Source organism: Bacillus cereus group sp. BfR-BA-01309, from assembly GCF_022664315.1.
GTDB classification, from domain to species: Bacteria; Bacillota; Bacilli; order Bacillales; family Bacillaceae_G; genus Bacillus_A; species Bacillus_A mobilis.
In genome coordinates, this window is sequence record NZ_JAKUHE010000001.1 from 629,009 (window position 1) to 653,994 (window position 24,986).

The window sequence follows — 24,986 nt, forward strand, 5'->3', positions numbered from 1 at the left end:
TAACGAAACAATTAATCATACATCACATCCATATTTTACTATACATCAAAAAAAGAGGATATTTGTTTATTACTAAACAAATATCCTCTACCTTTACATATATATTACGACTGTTGATAAGCCGCTTTCGATGATTTTACATAATAAACTGCGTGATCAACGTTAATGATATGATCTGGTTTTGGTTTACCACGACTCGCTCTATGCCCTGCTAAATGTTCTTCACTTGTTTCCCAATTTTTCCATGCTTCTTCAGATTCCCAGCGAATCATAACGACAACTTCTTCGTCTCCGCGTCTTACTTTTTTCACAAGAACACTTAAGTCGATGAAGCCTTCAAATTTTTCAATAATGCCTTCTCCAGTGAAACGTTCTACAACTATATTTGATGTACCTTCTTTTACTGTAAATGTTTTCGTTTCAATAAACATACAATTCCACTCCCTCTTTATATTACGAATACTAGTATTCTTCTATTATAGTTGATTATGATAATTATTTTCAATTAAAAAGTTATAATTATTTGAATTATGCTGTTTTCTCTTCAACAGCTTCATCTAAAAATTTGAAATATGGAAGGAATAACCCTATTAAAGACGTAACACATATAATCGTACCGATAATAAAGTATAGTGCTCTTATTCCCCACATTTCACTTAATATGCCTCCTAATAACACACCTAACGGCATAGCGGATCGTATGAAAAATAAACGCACTGAAAATATTTGTCCTATCATATTGTTTGGTACTGTTTGTTGGCAAATTGTTGTGTTATGAACATTGAAAAATGAAATACAAATGCCTGCAACAACTTCAATAAACACCGCAATTACTATACTATGATTGAACCCTAGAAAAATGTAAGTTAGTCCTCCTATAAACAATCCACCAAGCATAAGTGTACGCGGGCTTTTATATGTTACTTTTCCGACTAGTATAGATCCAATTACATAGCCAAACGGGAAACCAGCCATAAAATAACCAAACTCCGCATACCCTGCTGACAGCTCATCTTTTATATAAGGCAGATTTGTAACCAACGTTACCCCAACCCCAAATTGCACGAAAGTAAGAAAGATACCGAGCCAAACAATAACTGGTTTTGTGAAAAAATATGTAAAACCGTGAAGAAACTGTTCTAACCACGTTTTCCGAATTGGTTGTGTCGTTCTCTTTTCTTTTATATTAAGTAATAATGCACCACTAACAAATAGACAAATACATACGAAAGATAATGTAACTTCTACTCCAATCAAATGAATGGCTACTCCGCCTAATATCGGTCCAAGAAACATCATCAGACGAGCCGTCCCATCAATATACGCATTTGCGTCTTGGAGCTGTTCTTTACTTACAATGCTCGGTGTAATTGCTTGACTTGCAGGTATATATAGCGGCGTAATAATCCCAATTATTATTTGTACGATGTATATATGCCAAACTTCTATACTACTAGTAAGTAACATGACTAACGGTAGTAAGAAAACTGAAGCTCGCACCCATTGCGAAAAAATCATAATCCACTTCCGGCTCCACTTATCAATAAATGGGCCACTTATTAGTTGTAATATAAGAGATGGAATAAAGTACAATAACCACATACTACTTAATGCTGTTTTTGACCCTGTTAATTCGTAAACAAGAATTGAATTACATAACGTTCCGAAAGCCCCGCCCAATTCTGAAATCGCGCTACCAATCCACATGAAAAAAAACGAACGATTTTTCAACACATTTTTCAATTTCATACACCAACTTTTCTATTAAATTCCTCCCTTTATGTGCATTCTTGTTGCATATTATCTATTTAAAAACGCATCTAATTCTTTCGCTAGCGACTGTACTGCCTTCTTTCTTAATACATATTTCCCGTCATGTATATCTACTAACTTCGCTGCACGTAACAATTTCAAATGATGGTGAACAGTCGATTTACCGAGTTGCAGTCTTTCTGTAATTTCTTGCAAAGTTCGTTCTTGTTCAAACAACATTTTTACAATGCGTAATCTCGCTTCATCTCCAAGTGCTTTATGTTTTTGAACTAAAAAATAATTCGGTTCATACAGATCTTCAGGATGAATACTTTCGTTTGCGACTGGGTAATGAAACACTTTCGTATCTTCAATATCCGCTTCAATATTCCACGGTCTGTAAGTCAGTTGTGGGATAAGAAGTACGTAGTGAACACTTGGCTCTGGCATATAGTTCACGCCTCCAGTCGCCCACTCGACAAACTCTTCTGGTTTCATCTTTTTATTCATTTCATTTTTCGCTTCATAATCTCGTTTTAATATAGATAGTATTTGCTCTTCCTCTTTCTGAATAACACTCTCATACCATCCTGTCATAACAGTGATTAAATGGGATTTCAGCACTTGTACATGAACATCACATATAAAACGAATATACGCGGAGAAAAACTGATGATCATGTGTCAGTTCCATTAGTTCATGTATTGCAGTTACGTCTCCACTTGCTGCTAAATGTCTTTTCTCTTCATACTTCTCGCCTAAAAACGGTAAACATATATACTTCAAATCTTCTTCTGAAAGCGAATCGATTGTAGCATGAAACTGTGATAGATCCTGAAACTCTCCTTCATACAATAACTGAAGCAATGCTTTCCACGTATTATGTTCTTCTACAAACTGTAGGTGCTCTCTCATTTCTTCTGTTAATGATTCCTTAATTTCTTCCCATTCATTTTGACTCTTTTCAAGAGTATCGATTAACCTTTTATGAGTAATTGCCGCAATACCTAGTGCACATTCGAAAAGTATCGAATACTTTATTTGAACATTGTACGTTTCCCTCTTTCTACTCGTTACGTGAAAGACTTCCATTTTATCGCCTCCTTATTTTACTAAGTATTAAATTCTATTTTTATCGAATTATACCTTCTATTTTTTTAGAATTTCAAAACTTTATAGAACATAAAAAACGCAGTTTAGTTGCAAACTGCGTTTTTTTACGTTACTTATTGGCTCATTTGCGCATCGTTTAATAGCCCAATGATTTCACTCAACATTTCTTCTGTAAAAGCACCGGCACTAAAGTTCACTAACGCTCGTAACGGCATATAGTTCAACATAGCCTCCATCATTTCAGAGGCATCACTATCCCCTTCAGCCATACTACTAAACGGGCTGTCTTTTAATGCTTTCTCCATAAGCTCTTTTGCGATTGGCGCTAAGATTGGGTCCATAAATATTTCCCCTAGTAACGTATTACGATGGACAGGTTTTTGAATTATAGTTGTTGATTGAACAAAAATGCCATCATGTAAAACAATCTCTTTTGAAGATTTCCCTACTAAAATTTCGAATTCACCGGTTTCAACATGCCAGTCCTTCCATTCAACATTGTAATAAGCAAATGATCTTTTATTTAGAGTAAAGCTAACCGTTTTTTCTTCTCCCGGTTGCAATTCTACTTTTTCAAACCCTTTTAATTCTTTTTCAGGCCGAATCATACTGCTTTCAACATCTTTTATATACAGCTGAACAATTTCTTTCCCTGCTATTTTACCAGTATTTCTCACGTTTACACGAACAGAAACCGTATCCGTATCTTTTATTTCTTTCTTATCGATTGAAAGATTACAATACTCAAAGTTTGTATAGCTTAATCCAAACCCAAATGGGAACAATGGTTCAATCTTTTTCTTATCGTAATAACGATAGCCAACGAACACACCTTCTTTATATTCCACTTTGTCACCTTCACCAGGGAAGTTTAAGTAAGATGGGTTATCGCTTAACACTTTCGGGAATGTTTCTGCTAGTTTCCCACTTGGGTTCGCGTCACCAAATAATATATCAGCAATCGCTCCGCCTAACGCTTGCCCTCCTAAATAGCCTTCAAGTATTCCTTTTACTTTTCCTATCCATGGCATTTCAATTGGCGCACCGTTACTTAAAACTACAACGATATTATTTTGTACTTCAGCGATAGCTTCAATTAATTGCACGTGATTTTTTGGCATTTGTAAATGTTTTCGATCAAATCCTTCTGATTCATAACGATCTGGAAGTCCAACGAAAAGAACAGCTGTATCTGCACTCTCTGCTACTTTTTTCGCTTCATTAATCATGTTTTCATCCACATCATCACTTGCAAGGTCATAGCCTTGTGCAAATAATATATTCGTTTTTTCACCTGATACCATTTTAATTTCTTCAAGAATACTTTCAAGCTTTGTTGGATTAATATGAGAGCTTCCACCGCCTTGATAACGTGGTTGCTTTGCAAACTCGCCAATTACTGCTACTGTTCCTTCTTTTTTCAATGGAAGGATGGAATCTTCATTTTGTAACATCACCATACTTTCACTTGCAACTACTCTTGCAAGCTGATGATGCGCTTCCTTACTATACACAGCATTTTCTAATTGGTTATCCACGGCTTTAAAAATAATGTTGAGAAGACGCTCTACTGATTGATCAAGTTTTTCTATTGTTAACTCACCACCGTTAACTGCATCAATAATTTTCTTCTCACCAATTCCGAAACTTGAAGGCATCTCTAACTCCAAACCATTCGCTAAACTTGCAACACGCTCATTTACTGCGCCCCAATCAGATACGACAAAGCCTTCAAATCCCCATTCATCTTTTAAAATATCATTCAATAAATACGTATTTTCCGAAGCGTATTCTCCATTTATTTTGTTGTAAGCACTCATTACTGTCCAAGGCTGTGCTTCCTTAATAACATCTTCAAAACTAGCAAGATAAATTTCACGCAATGTTCTTTCATCAACAATTGCATCTACAGACATTCTTCGATGCTCCTGGTTATTAGCAGCGAAATGTTTTAATGATGTTCCAACCCCTTGACTTTGTACACCTTTAACATGGTTTGCAGCCATTTGTGATGATAAATACGGGTCCTCTGAAAAATATTCGAAGTTTCTTCCGCATAGCGGCGAACGTTTTATATTTGCACCTGGTCCAAGAAGAACCCCTACATTTTCAGCCTGACATTCTTCTCCTAATGCAACCCCTACTTGATTGATTAGCTCTTTATTCCATGTACTTGCTAATCCTACTGCCGATGGGAAACAAGTCGACGGGATACTGTTATAAATCCCTAAGTGATCTGCCCCCTCTGCTTGTTTTCTAAGACCATGTGGTCCGTCAGTTACCATAATAGAAGGAATCCCTAATCGCTCAATTCCTTTTGTATTCCAAAAGTCTAATCCAGAACATAGACTTGCCTTCTCTTCTAATGTCATTTGTGAAATAATGTTCTTAATATCTCTTGTCATAATAGATAGCCCTCCTAAAAAACAATTAAGTAAACGCTTTCCTAACGTTATTATAGTTATTATTTTTTATATATTATGGTATATTCTTTAGAATACTTGTAAAAATTTTAGTTAATTATTTATGACTATACGCACTCACACTAGCTAATTTTTATAGAATAGAGGTTAAAATCATGAATTGCTCCAAACTAGAAGATTTATATTATATTTGTAAGTTAGTCTTTGACATACATAAAACACCTATCTTCTTTATTGATAACAAAGGAAATTTGGCATTTGAAATCTCGCCTAATTTTCAGCAGCACCCTTTCTATTCTTCAAAAAAGCAGTTATGTAATCAACTATTCCAAGAAAATTCCGCTTATAATTTTCCAGTACTAGAAGAGACTTCTTTTCTTGAAAATTTTTTCTCCATTAACTTACGCTTGAATGATCAACTTAGTGGGAACATTATCGTTGGACCCGTACTTTATTCCAGACTATCGGAAGCCTCCATTAAAGGTCTCATAAATGATCTTCATCTAAAAATAAACAAAGAGGAAATGATTCAATATTATCAATCCCTCCCCGTTTTAAGCAATTTGAAATTTATTAATGTAAGTATGATTTTATATTACATGTTGTATCAACAAAAATTAGACATTGCTGATATTCTGCAAAAAAATATACTAGTAAAAAAAACAGAATTTGAAATTGAACAACCCGATATACATATATCGACGCAACGTCAAAGTACATTAACTCATATTGACCCTCAAGCTGAAAGAAAAATATTTGAATGTATTAAGCAGGGAAAAAAAGATGATTTAATTAAAAATTTAAGGAGTCTACCTGAATCAGGAGATCTTGGGGTGTTGTCAAAAACAAGTCACTTGCGCAGCCAGAAAAACTCTGCCATCGCAGCAATTACACTTGCGACAAGATCAGCTATAGATGGTGGACTATTTCCTGAAATCGCATATACACTCAGTGATTTATTTATTCAAAAACTCGAAGAGATAAATAAAAGTGAAGCCATTTCCCCATTTTTGGAGACTGCTTTACTTGAGTTCTCTGAACGAGTAAAGAATGGAACGATGCAAAAACACTCAAAACCTATTAACGTATGTCAAAATTATATATTTACTCATCTTTACGAAGAAATTACACTATCTCAACTTGCAGAAATAGTCGGATTAAATCCTAGTTATTTATCTTCCCTTTTCAAAAAAGAAATTGGAATGTCACTAGGCGAATATATACAGCGCGCTAAAATTGATGAGTCAAAAAGTTTAATGAACTACACAAAACATTCTATATCCGAAATTTCTACACTATTAAATTTCCATGACCAGAGCCATTTTACAAAAGTGTTTAAAAAACATACAGGTGTTTCACCTAAACAATTTAGAAATGGATTTAGTTATTAGTTTCCCTTTTCTACTCGTTACTTAAAAAACTTTCAATTCTACCCGCTTGTTTGCTATGGTTCTTTTTCAGTATTTAAAAACAATATGAATGGATCCCTAACATCTTTTACATTCTTCATAACTTTTCGTTGTAATCTAAATTAGGAAGAATAGGAGCTTTTTTATATACAAATAATAACTCTCAAGGAGTTGTTGAGATGCATTTCATATTAAATATGTTAGGGATTTTCATTGTAATCTTATTCGTTTTCCTATGTTCGCCTAATAAAAAACAAATAAAATGGAGACCAATCGTTATTCTAATCATATTGGAGCTCTTTATTACGTGGTTTATGTTAGGCACGAAGCTCGGCAGTATTATCATTAATAAAATTGCTTCATTTTTCAGTTGGCTACTATCATGTGCGAATGAAGGTATTCGGTTTGCATTTCCTTCCGCTATGGAAAATCAAACTGTTGATTTCTTCTTTAGTGCATTACTTCCTATCATTTTTGTTATCACGTTCTTTGATATTCTTTCTTATTTTGGAATCTTAACTTGGATTATTGATAAAGTAGGTGCAATTATTTCAAAGATTTCTCGTTTACCAAAGTTAGAAAGTTTCTTTTCGATTCAAATGATGTTTTTAGGAAACACTGAAGCACTTGCCGTTGTCCGTGATCAATTATCTGTTTTAAAAGAAAATCGTTTATTAACTTTTGGAATTATGAGTATGAGTAGCGTTAGCGGATCCATTCTTGGTGCTTATTTATCAATGGTTCCGGCAACATATATTTTCAGCGCAATCCCTTTAAACTGTATTAACGCGTTAATTTTGGCCAATGTATTAAATCCTGTGGAAGTTACGAAAGAAGATGATGTCGTATATACACCTTCAAAAGATGAAAAAAAAGATTTCTTTTCTACTATTTCAAACAGTATGTTAGTCGGGATGAATATGGTTATCGTTATTTTAGCTATGGTAATTGGTTATGTAGCATTAACTGCCTGTTTAAATGGGCTATTAAGCTTTGTCGTATCAGGTTTAACAATACAAAAAATCTTCTCTATTATTTTTAGTCCCTTTGCTTTCTTACTCGGTTTATCAGGTAATGATGCTATGTATGTAGCTGAATTAATGGGGATCAAAATAACGACGAATGAATTTGTTGCCATGATGGATTTAAAATCGAATCTAAAGTCGTTACAACCACATACGATTGCGGTTGCAACGACATTTCTAGCTTCTTTTGCTAACTTTAGTACAGTAGGTATGATTTACGGAACTTACAATTCATTATTTGGCGGAGAAAAATCATCCATAATCGGTAAAAATGTTTGGAAGCTTCTTGTTAGCGGAATGGCTGTATCCTTATTAAGTGCTATGCTCGTTGGACTATTTGTATGGTAAATATATAAAAGACACCCAAGGTAATTGAGTGTCTTTTATTATTATTATCGAATCTGTCCATTTCCACGAATCACATATTTTGTAGAAGTTAATGCAGGAAGTCCCATCGGTCCCCTTACATGTAGCTTTTGTGTACTGATGCCAATTTCTGCGCCGAATCCGAATTCAGATCCATCAGTAAAACGAGTTGATGCATTATGATACAGTGCAGCCGCATCTACAGCTGTGAAGAATTTACCGACGTTTTCCTCGTCTTCTGTAATAATTGCTTCAGAATGCATAGATCCATACGTATTTATGTGATGAATCGCTTCTTCTATAGAAGAAACTACTTTCACTGCCAGCGTGAGTGATAAAAATTCTGTACCCCAATCTTCTTCTGAAGCAAGTACAATTGAAGAATCAATCGCCCGTGCTTTCTGATCACCACGTAACTCCACGCCTTTTCCCTTCAATGCTGAAAACAATTCGCTACCAAATTGCTGTGCCCACTTCTCATGAATTACAATCGTTTCAATGGCATTACATACAGATGGACGCTGTGTTTTTGCATTTATAATAATATCAACTGCCATTTGTTTATTCGCTGTTTCATCAATGAAAATATGACAATTTCCTGCACCCGTTTCAAGTACTGGAACAGACGCTTCTCTCACTACAGTATCAATTAATTGTTTGCCACCTCTTGGAATAAGAACATCTAGGTAATCGTTTAATGTAAACAACTGCTTTGCACTATCCCGCGTTGTATCTTCTATTAGCTGTACACTTTCTGGAGGCAAGCTTGTTTGTTTGAGTGCTCGGTGAATAACAGCAACGATAGCTTTGTTAGAATTGATAGCTGAAGAACTACCACGTAATATTACTGCGTTTCCTGTCTTCAAACAAATTGTAGCAGCATCTACTGTTACATTCGGCCTTGCCTCGTAAATCATACCAACAACACCAAGTGGTACACGCATCTCCTGAATAGATAGTCCATTTGGTCGCTCCCATTCACTTACACATTCTCCAACAGGATCACGTAATTCAATTAACTGCTGAATCCCCTCTGCCATATCAATAATACGCTGTTCATTCAGCATTAGACGATCTAGGAGTGAATCAGAAAATCCTTTTTCCTTACCTTCTTCTAGATCCCGTTTGTTTTCCTCTAATATATAAGCTGTTTCTACTAATAATTGATCCGCAATGGCAGCAAGTGCTTCATTTTTTTGATTTGTAGATTTTAGTACAAGTTCTCTAGCAATTTCTTTCGCTTTTTTCCCCTTTGCCAACACTTCATTCATTTTTATTTCCTCCTTTTTAACATCACTATACTTAAAGTGAAACCCAATAATCTCTATGGATGACTTCATAATTATGCCTATCGCCTCTTGCTTGAATTTCTTGGCTTTGCATACCTTTTACATCTCTTAGTTCCTCAGCACTATATGTGCATTGCCCTTTTCCAATGACGCGCCCTTGTTGCGTCATAACTTCTACGACATCGCCAACTTTGAAAAATCCTGACACATTTGTAACGCCAGCAGGAAGAAGACTCTTACCATGCTGAATGATAGCAGTAGCTGCTCCAGCGTCTACTTCAATTTGTCCGCTAACAATCGAATGCAAAGCGATCCATTGCTTGTTCATCTTTATTTCTTTTTGAGGAGCATTTCCGACATATGTTCCATCACCTTTGCCCTTTAAAACATCTACAAATTTCTCTTGTCCACGCCCTGTTCCGATAAATACACTCACGCCAAGAGAAATTGCCGTCTTCGCAGCATCAATTTTTGATTTCATACCGCCAGTCCCAAGTTTGGACCCAGCATCTCCTGCAAGAGAAGCGATTTCTTCTGTAACTTCAGGAAGGAAATAATACTTTTTCGCATCCGCATTTTTCTGAGGATTTTTGTCGTACAAACCGTTCACATCCGTAAAAATCATTAGCATATCCGCCGAAACAAGCCCGCTTACTAAAGCTGACAGCATATCGTTATCACCAAACGTCAGCTCCTCTAATGAGATGGAATCATTTTCATTAATGATTGGAAGAGCAGAACGGTTTAGTAACTCTCCTAAAGTAGCATAAGCATTACTATATTGTTCTTTTCTAGAAAAATCACTTCTCGTCAGCAATAATTGCGCAGTAACGATGCCATATTTACGAAATTCCTCCGTGTACGCCTGCATTAACAAACTTTGTCCAACAGCCGCAGCAGCCTGTTTCCCTTTAATTGTCACAGGTCTGCTAGGATAGCCTAGAGCAGAAAAACCTGCAGCCACGGCGCCAGATGTAATTAACAAAACTTCATGCCCTTCTTCTTTCAATCGAGCCAATGCGGCAACGTGATCTGAAAGTTGTTCTTTAGAAATTCCTCCGTGACTATCTGCCAAGGAACTGCTCCCAATCTTTACAACAATTCGTTGTTTTTTCACTTTTATATCCCCCAAGTCTAAAATCAAAGTTTTTTATAGATTACACTTTTATTCATTCGGCTTGCAGTGATTCTATTCTCACCAATGCTGCACCTAGCCTATTTAAGAGCAAAATAAAAATGACCGCTTCGCCCTTAATAAAATAAAAAGGACGAAACGGTCATTGTTCCGCGGTACCACCTTAATTGATATACATAGATATCCACTTGGCGCCTATAACGCAGGCGAACGCCTAAACTTTCATTTAAGACTCAGAGATAGGTTCGATATATTCTATACGAGGAATCTTTCAGCCGGTGAATTCCACTCTCTTTCGCAAGAAGACATATGTACTATTTCCCTTCAACGATTTTCGGTTTAATTTTTTATATTATGCGATATAATTTAATTTGGTGTCAAGAGGTATTTTTAAAAATAAATAGAGCGGCATGGTATTTGTATGAAAATATTATCCTAATGAATGAAAATACAAATCGATATAAGTTTAACTCATATACATAAATATAAAACATTAAATGATAGTGTATATATTTACAGAATGTTGAATGTAATTGATTTTTATCTTTTACTGTTGCAAAAAGGAACATATTCTCTTAGAATGTTTCTTTATATTGCATGTAGATGTTATTGTTATTTTAATATAATAATTTCAAAAGGATATAATTTATTATAAAAGGAGCAAGATTGAGTAATTATGGACAAACAAATTGGATTCATCGGATGCGGAAATATGGGGATGGCTATCATTGGCGGGATGTTAAACAAAAAGATAGTGTCTGCAAATCATGTTATTTGTTCGGATTTAAACACTACGAATTTAAAAAACGCTAGCGAAAAATATGGGCTAACTACGACTACTGACAATAATGAAGTAGCTAAAAATGCTGATATTTTAATTTTATCAATTAAACCAGACCTATACGCATCAATCATTAACGAATTAAAAGAAGTAATCAAAAACGATGTCATCGTCGTAACGATCGCTGCTGGAAAAAGCATCAAAAGTACAGAAGAATCTTTTGATAAGAAATTAAAAGTTGTACGAGTAATGCCTAATACCCCTGCTCTTGTTGGAGAAGGAATGTCTGCATTATGCCCTAATGAAATGGTGACAGAAAAAGATTTAGAAGATGTGCTAAACATTTTCAATAGCTTTGGTCAAGCAGAGATCGTAAGTGAAAAATTAATGGATGTTGTTACATCAGTAAGTGGTTCTTCACCAGCATACGTATATATGATTATAGAGGCGATGGCAGATGCTGCTGTACTAGACGGTATGCCAAGAAATCAAGCATATAAATTCGCAGCTCAAGCTGTATTAGGCTCTGCTAAAATGGTACTAGAAACAGGAATACATCCTGGTGAATTGAAAGATATGGTTTGTTCTCCTGGTGGAACAACGATAGAGGCTGTAGCAACATTAGAGGAAAAAGGCTTACGAACAGCCATCATTTCAGCTATGCAGCGCTGTACACAAAAATCTATTGAGCTGTCTGGTCAAACAAAAAAATAAAACGATAAAAGAGATCACGTTTGCTATGAATGTAGTTAAAAAATAGTGGATTACATACTCTCTCGCTTTCACTAAATGATAAACGGACAAATTCATATATACTTGAGTTTGTCCGTTCTTTTGGTTATACTGAAATAATTTTATTTATATCCTCTTTTGAAATTTTAGTTTTAACTCTTCTCTATTACCTACTATGATTGTGTAATTTTATTAGAAACAAGTAATCTTTCAATGCATTTCGGTAACATATCTAATAGCGTTTCAAATGCGTAATTTACATCTAAACGTTCTGTCCATTGATGTGCATCTTTTCCTACCGGCCCCATATTTAATACTGGAACGTCAAACTCTTCTAGTTCCTGAAGCGGAATCGAGTAACCTTTATCCCATAATGGCATATTGTCTACAAGTGAGCTCATTGAATGTAAGGGATTCTGTAAGCCCACATAGCTCAAATCTGAAATTCCTCCAAAATAATTTTGGTTTTCAAATGTAATGTTATGATTGTAGTGTGCATACTTTTCCATTTCTGCAACTACTTCTTTAATTAACGTATTGTTGCGTGAACTTACAGCTGGATAATATGGTGGAGCAAAGAAAAGTACAATCATCGGCGCCTTCTCTTTACATAAAATAGCTAGTTTATCTACTAAATCAATCGTTACCGCACGATCATCTTTATCTTCTCTATTATTTATTATACTAGATTGAATATCATCTATTTTCTCTTGCCCATGTTGTTCAATTGCATAAGCAATAAGCTCTTCATACGTTAATACATTTACTTTCATATTAGGCGGTATAAACGGATTATATTTAGAAAAACGATATGCTTGCTTTTCATATGATTCTTCTATTTTCTCTGCTACCATTGTTACTTTTTGACGTAACAATGAAACGACATCTGTCATTGATTTTTCTAGTAAAAACAAATTAAATAATGTAACAGCACGATGCGGAATTTGGACAGAATAATCCTCCTTTAAGTCCCTTTGAAGTAAGTTAGTTGGCGGAGGACTCGCTTCCCCTTCTACAATATCACAAAGGTCTGTATTCAACTCTAATTCTGCTGTTATTAATGAAGCCATATAACTCCCATTTAAGCCTGCAAATGGTTCACCTACATGTGTCTCTTTTCCGTAGCAAAGAAATCCAGGTAACACTTTACCAATAGTACCAGTATAAATATACTTATTTTGGTCACCAGGGTGTCGTGAAAACATAGGCTCTGAATTTAATACCGTTTTATAATCCAAGTTATGTTCTCGTGCTAACTCTAGTAGTCTTGGAACAGCAGCTCTCATCCCTACAGAGTTCACTTCTTCATCTGGAACAGCTAATAAAAGAACATTCCCGTCAAATCTTCCTTCACAAGCTTGCTCAATCATTGCCATTTGTAACGCAAGACCGCATTTCATGTCCATTGTTCCTCTACCAAATAACCAATCTCCTTTTTCTATATCCTCACGTACATGATCTGGTAGTTCATCTTTATGAGAATAAAACATAGACGTTAACTTTTTAGGATTGAATGCATCTTCTTTCCACACTCCGTAATCTTGTACATCTACAACATCAAAGTGACTAACTAGAATTACTGTATTTTTTGTACTATCGCTTTTCTTTACGAGAGCTGTAACAAAATATCGTCCGTCTCCCGTCGGATTTTTTTGCAAATGATGCGGGTTTTCTTTGAAGTACTGTAAATCAGATAATTGTTCCACAACAAAATCTGGCAATATAACTTCTGCTTCTGTACCTGTAATACTAGGAATTTCAACGAGACCGCTTAATAATTGAATCAATTGTTCTTTTGATTGCCACTTTGACATATAAATCCCCCTATTTTTCCGCATTATGAAAATTAATTCCAGTATATGAATAAAAAATGACGACAGTTATCAAAATTATAGTTCTGATGTACTGCCGATTTTTATTGATATTTCATGAGCTGCTTGTTTTACCTTACTAATAAGAAAAGATAGTCGATCATCATTAATGCGATGACTAATTAACCCAACACTTAATGCTCCTACTACTTTATGATTAAATCCGATAATAGGTGCAGCTACTGAAGCCGTCCCTTCTGTTTTTTCACCATAACTTACCGCATATCCTTCATTTCTTATTTGCTTTATTTGCTCTAAAAGAATGCGCTTTTGTTCTGGTAAAGAAGAAAGTAAATGTTCTACAATATGCTCCATTTCATTCGTTTTCATATTGGCAAGCATCGTTTTGTTTGCAGCACCAATTGAAAGTGGAATCTGTTCCCCTAAGTTATCGATAACTCGAATTTTTAAAGGGCTATCAATTCTTTCAATGATAATAGAATGCGTTCCATTTGGAATGTTTAAATACACACTTTCTTCCACTTCAGAGGCTAACCGTTTCATCACTTCTCTGGCTACAGATCTGTAATCTACTTTCTCCAATTGACGTAATCCTATTTCCATCCACATTGGCCCAATTTTGTACTGTTTCGTTTCTGAAATTTGCGTAACTAACCCATGCTCGATTAGAGAATTAAGTAATCTATGTACTGTACTAACTGGGAGATGTGTTCTATCCGCTATATCAGAGATGGCCCAATACTCTTTTTCATTAGTAGAATTTAACAACTTTATAATACTTATCGCTCGATCAATGGACTGTACCATAACTCACCTCAACTTGACTTGTAATATGTTAGTACGCTCAATTACCTATCAATTTAACAAAAATTCAAAATGAAATCAATCCATTTATTCAATTTTCTAAAAATAAAAATATGTCGCTAATAATAATTTGAAAGCGCAAACAAAAAAATATTGACTTTTCTTTTTAATTATCTGAAAATTATAACAAGATTTCACATCACGGAATACATTCCACAATACGGAAAACATCAAACTTTATTCTATCAACTACGAAAGTGAGGAAAACAATGTCGCAAGTAAACAATACAAACAATGAATTAAAACGTACGATGAAAAGTAGACACTTATTCATGATTGCACTCGGTGGTGTGATTGGAACGGGGTTATTTAACGGATCTGGCTTTATTATAAGTCAAGCTGGACCTGGTGGATCCGTGCTTGCCTTTATGGCTGGTGGATTATTAATGTATTTCGTTATGCTTTGTCTTGGTGAACTTGCTGTAGCTATGCCTGTTTCAGGTTCCTTCCAAGAATATGCCACTAAGTTCATCAATCCTGCAACTGGCTTTACGATCGGATGGTTATATTGGTTAAGCTGGGCAAATACGACCGGTCTTGAATTTACAACTGCCGGCATTACAATGCAGCGCTGGTTTCCTGATATTCCCGTCTGGGTTTGGTGTTTAATATTTGGCGTTACAATCTTCACTATTAACGCATTATCTGCTCGTAGTTATGCAGAAACAGAATTTTGGTTTTCAAGTATAAAAGTATCTGCCATTATAGCTTTTATTATCCTTGGCGGCGCCGCTATGTTCGGTTTTATTGATTTAAAAGGTGACGAACCAGCCCCGTTATTATCAAATTTCGTAAATCACGGCGGTTTATTCCCAAATGGACTTGCAGCTATCCTATTAACAATGGTTACAGTTAATTATTCCTTCCAAGGTACAGAACTTGTCGGAATCGCAGCAGGTGAAAGTGAAGATCCAGCAAAAACTTTACCACGTTCTATTAGAAATATTATATGGCGCACGATGTTTTTCTTCGTCTTAGCAATTTTTGTCCTTGTTGCTTTAATTCCTTGGGAAGAAGCTGGATTAACAAAAAGTCCGTTCGTTGCTGTATTTGATAATATCGGTATTCCATATGCAGCTGATATTATGAACTTTGTTATTCTTACAGCTGTTCTTTCTGTCGCAAACTCTGGACTGTACGCCGCAACTCGCATGCTTTGGTCATTATCAAAAAATGAAATGGCTCCTGCCTTTTTAAAGAAATTATCATCACGAGGAATACCTCTAAACGCTTTAATTTTGACAATTTCTATTTCTGCTTTTTCTCTTTTAACAAGCGTTGTAGCTGCTGAAACAGTTTACTTATGGTTAATTTCAATTTCTGGTGTCATTACAATCATTGTTTGGATGTCAATTTGTGTCTCTCAATTCTTTTTCCGTAAACATTATTTAGCAGACGGTGGAAGATTAGAAGACTTAAAATTTAAAACTCCACTTTATCCACTTGTACCAATTCTTGGTTTTGGATTGTATGGCATTATATTAATCAGTCTTATCTTTATCCCTGAACAACGACTTGGAATCTATTGCACTGTACCATTTATCATCTTTTGCTACACTTACTATCACTTTAAAGTTAAGAAAAGAATTGCTACTAACACTCAAAGTGAAACTAAAATTAGCGAGACCATGTAATACTATACTTATATATAAAAGACCGCACATATCTTTCACATTATGTGCGGTCTTTTATCCTTTTAATTCGCTTTAAAATTATATAATGGCTTAATAATGTGCTTTATATCTATTGTTTCTTCCGTATTTTCGATAATTTCATCCATTGGCTTGTAAACCATTGGTGCTTCATCAATTGTGCTCTCTACTACTGATGTAGTCCACACTTCTGTCATCGTATTTTGAAATTCCTCTAGACTCAATAATTCTTTAGCCTTCTTACGACTCATAATACGTCCTGCCCCGTGCGGACCAGAAAAGTTCCAATCTGGATTCCCTTTACCAAATGCAATAATTGAACCATCTCTCATGTTAATGGGAATAATGACTCGTTCATCTTTCTGAGCTGAAATAGCACCTTTTCGTAGAATCATATTTTCTATGTCAATATAGTTATGTATTGTAGTAAATTGATCCGTAATTTTCCAGTCCATTTTCGTAACAATTTCATCCATCATTGCTTTACGATTTAACGCAGCATACTTTTGGGCAATATTCATGTCATTCATATAATCTTTGAATCCTTGCCCTTCTAAATAAGCTAGCTCTTTACGAATCTTAGGCTTCTGAATTCCACGTAAAGTTTCTTGTATTTCTTTTGCTCTCCCTTCTTCAGTTAATCTCTTAATAATCTCATCTTTCATTGATATAACATCAATGCATTGTTCATATGCGAAGTTTTGGTAATACTCTGCTATTTGTTTACCTAAATTACGAGAACCACTATGAATGACAATATATACATTCCCTTTTTCATCTTCATTTAATTCAATGAAATGATTTCCACCTCCAAGAGTACCTATACTTTTTTGAGCTCTTTGTAATGTATATGGCGCCTTCACACCATCAAAATCAATCATTTTTGAGAATCGATGTTCTTTATCTCGGATACGAAAACCACTTGGAACAAATTTACGAATTGTTTCGTCTAAACAATCGAAATTAATTTCTTCTTTTTTCTTATCAATCACAACAACTTCCATTCCACACCCAATGTCTACTCCTACAAGATTAGGAACAATTTTATCCTGTATTGTCATTGTTGTCCCAATCGTACAACCTGCTCCTGCATGTGTATCTGGCATAATACGAATTTGACTATCCTTTACGAATTCTTGGTTACAAAGATCAATAATCTGCCCAGTCGCAGTCTCATCAACGTTATTCGTAAATACTTTCGCTTCATTGTATTTTCCTTGTAATTTCAACATCTTTCATTTCCCTTTCCTTTTGAAAGAATTATTTTATTACGTTGTATGTGTTCTATTCAATACTATCATCTACCTTCTGCTTTTCATTATATATGTACGATGTCCTTCACAATAATAAAAAATTATGATGATCCATTTTATTTACATAATATAATTACCGTATTCTTAAATTACCTACACATGAGTATTCCACGTCCTCGATATCAGTTATATATAACAAAAACTCCCCTTACATCGAAAATGATTAAGGAGAGTTTTTTATATACAATGAAATTATAGTTCAGATTTCACTCGAACAGAAACATTGTTTTTAATTATTTTCTTGAATTCTTTAAAGGTAACAAAATTGTTACTTTTCTCATCCCATAGTCGGAAGCGAAGTGAACGCAAGCTTGTAGCAAGAGTAATCGTAGGTACATTTTTTAACGGAAGCGTATTATTGTGCGCCTCTTCTAGTTTATAGTTAGGTACCCTTGGGCTTAAATGATGAACATGATGGAATCCAATATTACCAGTTAGGAATTGCAAGATTTTTGGAAGTTTATAGAATGAACTTCCTTCCACTGCAGCTTTCACATATTCCCAATCTTTATCCTCTTCAAAATAAGAATCCTCGAATGTGTGCTGTACGTAAAACAGCCAAATCCCTACTGAACCTGCTATTAAGAATATCGTACCGTGTACTAGTAGGAACGATTGCCATCCAATTGCCCAGCAAAGTATAGCTACTAAAGCAACGATTATAATATTCGTCAAATAAGTATTCATACGTTCTTTCTGTCTAGCACCTTTTCGGTTAAATCTATTTTTAAGCAAGAAAACATAAATCGGCCCTAATCCAAACATAACGAATGGATTGCGATATAAGCGATATGCTAAACGAAGTCTAAGTGGCGCAGCTGCATATTCATCCACAGTAAGTGTCCAAATATCTCCTGTACCTCGCTTATCCAAATTACCACTTGTAGCGTGATGAATAGAATGTTCATGCCCCCATTGATCAAATGGGAATAAAGTTAAAACACCCATACATGTCCCTACTATTCTATTTGTACGACGGCTTTTAAAGAATGAATAGTGAGTACAATCATGAAAAATAATGAAAATTCGCGTCATAAAACCAGCGGCTAACAGAGATGGAACTACTGATAACAAATAAGAAACGGACAAACTTTTATAAGCAAGGTACCATAAAATAATGAATGGCACAATTGTGTTAAAAAGTTGCCACACACTTTTTTTAATCGTTGATTTTTCATACGGAGCAACTTGTTTTTTTAAATTTTTAGTATTTTCTAATGTCATTGGTCTAATTCCTTTCCTTTATGTTGCTAATTCACATTATAGCATACTATTAGTATCAGGTGTTAAAAGTAGCTGTAATAAATATTATATAATATAAAAATCTCTTTTTTCTTACTCATTACTTACAAATTCCTTACGGTCAAAAAACCTTACATAATCGGACTGATGGAGCATTTCAATTATAAAAGAAACATCTGTTTTTTCCAATAAATATATAAAAAAGCAGATGACTTTTTCACTTCTGCACATCTTTTCATTTTTTAAAATGGTAATTTTTTTCGATTTGTGTTTATGTAACAGTTTTTTCTCACAAGAAGAAAAGAGCTGTCATAAGTCAGATTTCACCGACTTATGACAGCTCCTTTTCATTTTATTTTAGCGATGGATCCAAACTGCACCTGCAGACTTGTCATCAGCTTGACCTACTACTTCAAACTTTAATCCTAGTTTCGGCAACTTACGTCCGGCATCTGGAATAACGCTATTGATGTATTGCTTAGAATCATCAAATTTCGCAACGCCTGTTAATCCTTTATAATCAAAGATACCGCGAGTTGGCGAATCTACTCTCCATGCTGGCGTTTGATCAAATGAGAATGCCGCGTCGGCAATTTGATAACGCGTACTGCTCTTCACAGTTGGCTGTCCGTTTAATGTTCCTACGATTGCCTCTGGATGAGAATCTACTACCCCAAGGAATCCTTCGCCTGGATGAACGCCTACCCAGTTATCTGTAAAGCTTTGATCCGCATACCATACAACCATTCCTGTATTAAATACTGGACCACGTGCATGTTGTAACGCTGTGTCAGATCCAGCGTAATTTCGCCACTCAATATAGTAGTTATTTTTTTTCTGTTCAAATCCGTTTGACACAGTAAATCCTTTTAGCGTCATTGCTGGCTGTCCTTCTGCATCATCAGAGAATACAACTTTTCCATCTACAGTTAATGCTGCATTGTCCAATGCAAATCCTTTATAAGCTACTGCAATATCTGTTATATACTCAAATTGCAGTTTTACTTTCTTTCCTTTGAATTTGCTTAAATCGTATGATTTATCAATCCACTTACCATCCGTTGTATCTACGCCGCCTTTTACATCTGTTTCGCCCATTCGATCTATACGTGTCTTCGTTCCATCTTCTGCAATCGCATTTACGTCAAGGAAATCATACTTCGCTTCTAGTTCATAAAATGCCTTATAATCAAACTTAGCGTCTTTTGCATTTGTTAAGTCAAACACTGGTGTCTCAAGTGTTGTATGAATATCATTTCCTTTTGTGCTGTAATAAAACTTCTTACCAAATGCCGATTCGATATTTTTTATATCTTTGTCTGGTAAGTTAACACGAATAATTCCTGGTCGTTTTGATTTTGTAACACTTTGATCTAAATATGTTGCAGTACCGATTCCTGTGCGAAGTTTATCATAATCTACCTCAACGATATTCGCCCAGTTACCCTGCATATTCTTTTGGAAAAACTCTTTATTTTGTGGTGAGAAACTCGTTGGCTCTGTTCCTGCAATTTTTCCAGCCCAGCTACCGCCACTCATAATAGACCATGATTCAACAGGTTCACCTTCTCCAGAGTACTTTGTATCATATTCATCTGGTAATCCTAAATCATGACCGTACTCATGCGCAAATACACCAACTGCTCCATCTTCAGGCTCAATTGTATAATCGTATGCAGCCATCTTTCCGCCCCAATTTGAAACAGAAGATTTCGTACCATCAATCGCATATGGCTTTGATCCTAGTTTTGAACGATGAGACCAAATCGCATCATCTTTCAATTTACCACCGCCAGCTTCTTGACCCACGCCCGCATGTACAACCATTAAGTGGTCAATAATTCCATCTGGCTCATTTTTATTTCCATCACCATTTTGATCGTATTGATCATATTGATCAAAGTCTGCTAAATTTATCCCTTTTGCTACCGCTGCTTTTAATGCTTCTTTTACAAGATCACGTGGCCCTAAAGGACCTTTGTTATCATGACCAGTTCCCGCATCAGCACCATAATCTGACGCTTTTCCTGGAACAGTAAGCCATTCTGTTACAGTTCCATCTACTGTGTAGCTTCCGCCGGATTGTTCTTCGTAATACTGTTTAAATGTATTAATCTTCGATCCATCAAATAACGTAAATGGCTTATCACCAAATAACATTTTTTGATAATGTTCACGATTAAAGTCCTTAGAATACATGTAACCTGGTTCTTGATCAATATTATTATGCTTAAAATCGCTAAATTCTACGAGTAAAACAAGTACTTTATCTTTTCGAACAGCTCCATTGTACTCAGCTTGCTTCGCTGGTGTAGTCGGTACTTTTCCATTTAATTTTCCAGGGTTCAATCCTGCACCTTGTCCAGCTACTGGTCCTACTTCGGGCTGCTGCGCCTTTTCATTTTCCTTCATTTTTGCATCTTTTACTTTCTTCATAAAATCTGAAGCTTCTTGCGTAAGGTTATCACCTGTCATGATTTCTTTTCCAGGGTTTTCCCCTTTCTTTTTCTCAACATAATTTTCGACAGCCTTTGATGTCTCAGCTTGTGATGCAGATTGATCAATTACTCCCCTTTGTTTCAGCGCTTCTGCCAAACGCTCTTCTGGTATTAAATGCTCATCAATTGGTAGAGATGGTGGCGTATCAGCATACGCTGCTTGACTTCCAAAAGCAAACGTACTACTTAGCACTGCCGCTGTTGCTAAAACTGATAATGGTTTTAACTTCTTATTCTTTTTCAATGCTCTTCCTCCCCAGTGGTTGCAAATTATCGTTTTTTTTGCCGATAGGAACATAATATTCGTTATAATACGAATATTCAATCTTTTTAAAGTGCTAAAATGTTGAGAAATATTTTTTAGGGTGAAAAACATAAAATAAATAAATTTACAAGAAGTCCATTTTAGAAGTTGTGATTCCCTTTATTCTTGTTTTCAAATGAAATTTCAGCTACACAAAAATGCCAATTCCTAAGTACTAGATAAGGAATTGGCATTTTTCTAACGAGAATGCTTTATGAATAAACGGATTGCTTCTTCTGGTACATAGAACTTGCCATTACTTTCTACAACTACACTACCTAATTCATATTCTTTATTCTTAATACGAATTATATTTTTATTTACAAATAATTGAGCTTTTACATAATTACGTTTTACTATGAGCACCGGGTTTGCTGTATCAGTATTATCTATAGTGACTGTTGCATCGTTTTGTTTAAAAGCTGATTCACTATCTACAAATAATTTGTTTGTTACTTCTTCTAAATTAAAGCCCATTGCTTTCGCCATCGTCTTCGCAACGTCTGTGTTTTGGATCAAACCATATGGTTTTTGAGGACCGTAAGAATATAAAAACACATCCTCACCTGTATGCCCTCCTGTTGTGAAGCCAATATTTGCACGGTTAGCTAGTAATGTAGTAAGTATTGGACCAATATCCGATTTCTTTTGTACAACTTTTAATTTTTCCTTTTCAGCTTCCGTTAAGTTATTTAAACCGTAAAGTGCAGCAACTTCTACTATATTTGATAAATCATTGTTTATTTTTTGGGTTACCCCTTCAATTGTCATTTTCGCTTTTTTTAATGGATTAATGTATGCAGAGACCGGCGTAGTATTATAGCCTTTTGTTGTATTCGCATTCCCAATAGAAATCCCGCTATTACCATGATCAGTTAAAGCGATGAGCAGTGTATTCTCATCATTTTTGGCAAATTGTAATGCTTTTGCTACCGCTTTATCAAATGCTAATACATCACTAATCATCCCCATCGGATCATTCACATGAGCTGCCCAGTCTGGTTTACTTCCTTCCACAAATAAAAAGAAACCATCTTTATCTTTTGATAACGTTTGAATTGCTTTTTCCGTCATTTGCGAAAGTGTCGGTTGCTCCGGATTTGTTGCTTCACGGTCCATATCGAACGCTAAAGCGTTATGTGAAAAAGAGCCCCAAATCTTCTTAGATTTAGAGTTCAATAATGCATTTTTCGTTTCAACAAAATCGTACCCTTTGTCATGAATCACCTTTACTAAATCCTCACCATCTTTTCTTTTTATAGGTAGCAGTGCCGCTTTTCCCCCGCCTAATACGACATCTATATTTTGATACACTTGTTGCTCTGCAATTACGTCAAAACGCTTGCGGTTTACATGGTGGGCAGAGAACCCGGCCGGAGTAGCATGCTGAATTTCAGCTGTAGCAACAATTCCAGTTGCGCGACCAGTACGTTTGGCACCTTCTAAAACATTGGCAACTGGCCGTAACTTGTCCTCTTCTTTTATTAGTTTTAAGCCCGGTGAACTTACAATAGAAGGTAATACACCTACATATCCTGAATTCGATTTATTACCAGTCGCTAAAGCTGTAGCTGCTGGGGCTGAATCCGTTATAGCTGATTCAGCCGAATATGTACGTACTCCTCCTGTTACCATTTCATCTAATGCAAGTGGTTTCCCTTTATACAAGCGAGCTAATGTCGTTGCTGAAGAACTAGTTCCGTCCATAACCATTATGATGATATTTTTTGGTTGACGTTCTACTTTTTTCACTTTCGCTTCCACCGAATAATAATTCATCATGCTTTCCGTACATAACATACTTAGTGTGATTGTTCCTACTAACAGTAACTTCTTCATCAGTAAACCCAAATTCGACATTGTTGTTCCTCCGTATGTTTTACATTCATTTATATATGTTTTATTAGTCCCCAATTTTCATGAAGCTAACAATCATTACCTTCACTTTCTTTTATTAGTAAGGCAACGAACGCTACATATCATAGATTTTTATGTTCAAATAATTAGGGACCACACCTATTTTATAAAAATGTCTTATCATTCTCTTCCCAAAAATTTATTTATCAATAAAAATCCGATTGAAATAAATAAGAATTTATTGTTAAACGATAAATTTCATGTTAAATTAAAGAGATAATTTAAAAATGAGGTGCTTTATATGAAACAAGGATCAACACTCTTTTTAAAGACAGCAATCATCCTTATCGGTATTCCTGTTTTTGCTTTATGTATATTTTTAATTCCTAATATCGGGAATTATACAGCGGACTTATACCCGGATATTGCATATATAAAATATCTTGTTTTAATCAATCTATATGCAACGGTGATACCTTTTTATTTTGCCCTATATCAAGCCTTTAAACTTGTAAGCTACATTGATAAGGGGAACGCCTTCTCGAAATTATCTGTTAGAGCTTTAAAAAAGATAAAACAATGTGCTATTACAATTAGTGTATTATATGTAGTAGGTATGCCGCTTTTCTATCTTGTAGCAGAGAGAGATGATGCACCAGGTATTATAATAATTGGCATGATCCTTATCTTTGCTTCAATGGTTATCGCCGTCTTTGCTGCCGTTCTCCAAAGACTTTTAAAAGATGCGATAGATATAAAATCAGAAAATGATTTAACGGTCTGAGGTGAATAACATGGCAATAATAATTAATATTGATGTAATGTTAGCGAAAAGAAAAATGAGTGTAACTGAACTTTCAGAGAAGGTTGGAATTACAATGGCTAACCTTTCTATATTAAAAAATGGAAAAGCAAAAGCAATTAGAATTACAACTTTAGATGCTATTTGTAAAGCGTTAGAATGCCAACCAGGGGATATTTTAGAATATCAACCGGTAGACAGCGAATAAAAAGAGTCCTTCATACGAGAAGGACTCTTTTTATTGCACATTACGGCGCAAAACTAATTTGACCAGTAAATAATAATATAATCGTGATCATCCAAAATATAAGTAATGATAAGGACAGTATTATTGAAATAATAGCAATCCCCTTCTTCTCTGTTTGTTTCGTCATCGTAATGCTAGAAAGTATGATACCTGCAACTGTGAGGGCAACTGTAATATAATCTCCCACTACATTACCTACATTCGCTATCCTTGTCGGTGTAATAAAAACGAACAGAAAACATAAAATACCGATTAGTAAAGATATGTAACTTATTATGCTGTACTTCTTTTTAGGAACTATTTCAGTTTTCATACTAATCCACCCCTTCTATACAGCTATAAGTTCATAT

19 protein-coding genes and 1 other annotated feature are annotated in these 24,986 nt (G+C 35.2%); of the genes, 6 read left to right on the forward strand and 13 right to left on the reverse strand.

What is annotated here, in order from left to right; genetic code table 11:
- Positions 1-104: 104 nt before the first annotated feature.
- From hmoA to MR115_RS03290, 4 genes are all read right to left on the reverse strand, one after another.
- Positions 105-431: a heme-degrading monooxygenase HmoA gene (hmoA, locus tag MR115_RS03275; protein WP_000469503.1), complete on the reverse strand. Its 327-nt coding sequence runs from the start codon at positions 429-431 to the stop codon at positions 105-107.
- 97 nt (positions 432-528) lie between these two features.
- The gene (locus MR115_RS03280) at positions 529-1,749 is read right to left on the reverse strand and encodes an MFS transporter (RefSeq protein WP_242239860.1); all 1,221 of its coding nucleotides are present in this window, start codon (positions 1,747-1,749) and stop codon (positions 529-531) included.
- A 51-nt stretch (positions 1,750-1,800) separates the two neighbouring features.
- Positions 1,801-2,844 carry an ArsR/SmtB family transcription factor gene (locus MR115_RS03285; protein WP_242239861.1) on the reverse strand — a complete coding sequence of 348 codons (1,044 nt, stop codon included), beginning with the start codon at positions 2,842-2,844 and terminating at the stop codon, positions 1,801-1,803.
- A gap of 134 nt (positions 2,845-2,978) precedes the next feature.
- Positions 2,979-5,270 (reverse strand): glycoside hydrolase family 3 C-terminal domain-containing protein, encoded by a 2,292-nt coding sequence (locus tag MR115_RS03290; protein WP_242239863.1) that lies wholly within the window; start codon positions 5,268-5,270, stop codon positions 2,979-2,981.
- 173 nt (positions 5,271-5,443) lie between these two features.
- Here MR115_RS03290 and MR115_RS03295 point away from each other — a divergent pair, with 173 nt between their 5' ends.
- Together MR115_RS03295 and MR115_RS03300 are read left to right on the forward strand one after the other, a co-directional pair.
- Entirely contained in the window at positions 5,444-6,679 is a 1,236-nt protein-coding gene (locus MR115_RS03295; protein ID WP_242239865.1) for a helix-turn-helix domain-containing protein, read from the forward strand.
- A gap of 197 nt (positions 6,680-6,876) precedes the next feature.
- Complete coding sequence (locus MR115_RS03300) at positions 6,877-8,070, forward strand: nucleoside transporter C-terminal domain-containing protein (RefSeq protein WP_242239867.1); 1,194 nt, start codon at positions 6,877-6,879, stop codon at positions 8,068-8,070.
- A gap of 44 nt (positions 8,071-8,114) precedes the next feature.
- Here MR115_RS03300 and MR115_RS03305 read toward each other — a convergent pair whose 3' ends face one another.
- Together MR115_RS03305 and proB are read right to left on the reverse strand one after the other, a co-directional pair.
- The gene (locus MR115_RS03305) at positions 8,115-9,359 is read right to left on the reverse strand and encodes a glutamate-5-semialdehyde dehydrogenase (protein ID WP_242239869.1); all 1,245 of its coding nucleotides are present in this window, start codon (positions 9,357-9,359) and stop codon (positions 8,115-8,117) included.
- Between the two features lie 31 nt (positions 9,360-9,390).
- Positions 9,391-10,494, reverse strand: a complete 1,104-nt coding sequence (proB, locus tag MR115_RS03310) for a glutamate 5-kinase (RefSeq protein WP_242239871.1) — start codon at positions 10,492-10,494, stop codon at positions 9,391-9,393.
- A gap of 144 nt (positions 10,495-10,638) precedes the next feature.
- Positions 10,639-10,849 (reverse strand) — a binding site (T-box leader).
- A 339-nt stretch (positions 10,850-11,188) separates the two neighbouring features.
- Between proB and proC the strand changes: the two genes are divergently transcribed.
- On the forward strand, positions 11,189-12,007 hold the full coding sequence (gene proC, locus MR115_RS03315; protein ID WP_242239874.1) for a pyrroline-5-carboxylate reductase: 819 nt from the start codon (positions 11,189-11,191) through the stop codon (positions 12,005-12,007).
- 191 nt (positions 12,008-12,198) lie between these two features.
- Here proC and MR115_RS03320 read toward each other — a convergent pair whose 3' ends face one another.
- Together MR115_RS03320 and MR115_RS03325 are read right to left on the reverse strand one after the other, a co-directional pair.
- Positions 12,199-13,839 (reverse strand): M20/M25/M40 family metallo-hydrolase, encoded by a 1,641-nt coding sequence (locus MR115_RS03320; protein ID WP_242239877.1) that lies wholly within the window; start codon positions 13,837-13,839, stop codon positions 12,199-12,201.
- Between the two features lie 75 nt (positions 13,840-13,914).
- Positions 13,915-14,664 (reverse strand): IclR family transcriptional regulator, encoded by a 750-nt coding sequence (locus tag MR115_RS03325; RefSeq protein WP_063259450.1) that lies wholly within the window; start codon positions 14,662-14,664, stop codon positions 13,915-13,917.
- Between the two features lie 266 nt (positions 14,665-14,930).
- On the opposite strand from MR115_RS03325, the gene MR115_RS03330 reads away from it, so the two are divergent.
- Positions 14,931-16,355 carry an amino acid permease gene (locus MR115_RS03330; RefSeq protein WP_242239879.1) on the forward strand — a complete coding sequence of 475 codons (1,425 nt, stop codon included), beginning with the start codon at positions 14,931-14,933 and terminating at the stop codon, positions 16,353-16,355.
- 62 nt (positions 16,356-16,417) lie between these two features.
- Here the strand turns inward: MR115_RS03330 and MR115_RS03335 are convergent, their stop codons facing one another.
- The 4 genes from MR115_RS03335 to MR115_RS03350 all read right to left on the reverse strand — a co-directional run bounded on the left by MR115_RS03335 (position 16,418) and on the right by MR115_RS03350 (position 23,590).
- Positions 16,418-17,605 carry an RtcB family protein gene (locus MR115_RS03335; RefSeq protein ID WP_242239881.1) on the reverse strand — a complete coding sequence of 396 codons (1,188 nt, stop codon included), beginning with the start codon at positions 17,603-17,605 and terminating at the stop codon, positions 16,418-16,420.
- A 273-nt stretch (positions 17,606-17,878) separates the two neighbouring features.
- On the reverse strand, positions 17,879-18,910 hold the full coding sequence (desA, locus tag MR115_RS03340) for a Delta(5) desaturase DesA (RefSeq protein WP_242239884.1): 1,032 nt from the start codon (positions 18,908-18,910) through the stop codon (positions 17,879-17,881).
- A 375-nt stretch (positions 18,911-19,285) separates the two neighbouring features.
- A complete protein-coding gene (locus MR115_RS03345) occupies positions 19,286-21,670 on the reverse strand; it encodes an immune inhibitor A domain-containing protein (RefSeq protein ID WP_242239886.1) in 2,385 nt (794 codons plus the stop codon).
- 258 nt (positions 21,671-21,928) lie between these two features.
- Complete coding sequence (locus tag MR115_RS03350; protein ID WP_242239889.1) at positions 21,929-23,590, reverse strand: alkaline phosphatase; 1,662 nt, start codon at positions 23,588-23,590, stop codon at positions 21,929-21,931.
- A gap of 298 nt (positions 23,591-23,888) precedes the next feature.
- Here MR115_RS03350 and MR115_RS03355 point away from each other — a divergent pair, with 298 nt between their 5' ends.
- Both MR115_RS03355 and MR115_RS03360 read left to right on the forward strand, forming a co-directional pair.
- On the forward strand, positions 23,889-24,371 hold the full coding sequence (locus tag MR115_RS03355) for a DUF2975 domain-containing protein (RefSeq protein ID WP_000809089.1): 483 nt from the start codon (positions 23,889-23,891) through the stop codon (positions 24,369-24,371).
- A 10-nt stretch (positions 24,372-24,381) separates the two neighbouring features.
- Positions 24,382-24,597, forward strand: coding sequence for a helix-turn-helix domain-containing protein (locus tag MR115_RS03360; protein WP_242239891.1), 216 nt, complete (start codon positions 24,382-24,384; stop codon positions 24,595-24,597).
- Positions 24,598-24,637: 40 nt separating this feature from the next.
- Here the strand turns inward: MR115_RS03360 and MR115_RS03365 are convergent, their stop codons facing one another.
- Complete coding sequence (locus tag MR115_RS03365; protein WP_061676889.1) at positions 24,638-24,949, reverse strand: hypothetical protein; 312 nt, start codon at positions 24,947-24,949, stop codon at positions 24,638-24,640.
- Positions 24,950-24,986: the final 37 nt, after the last annotated feature.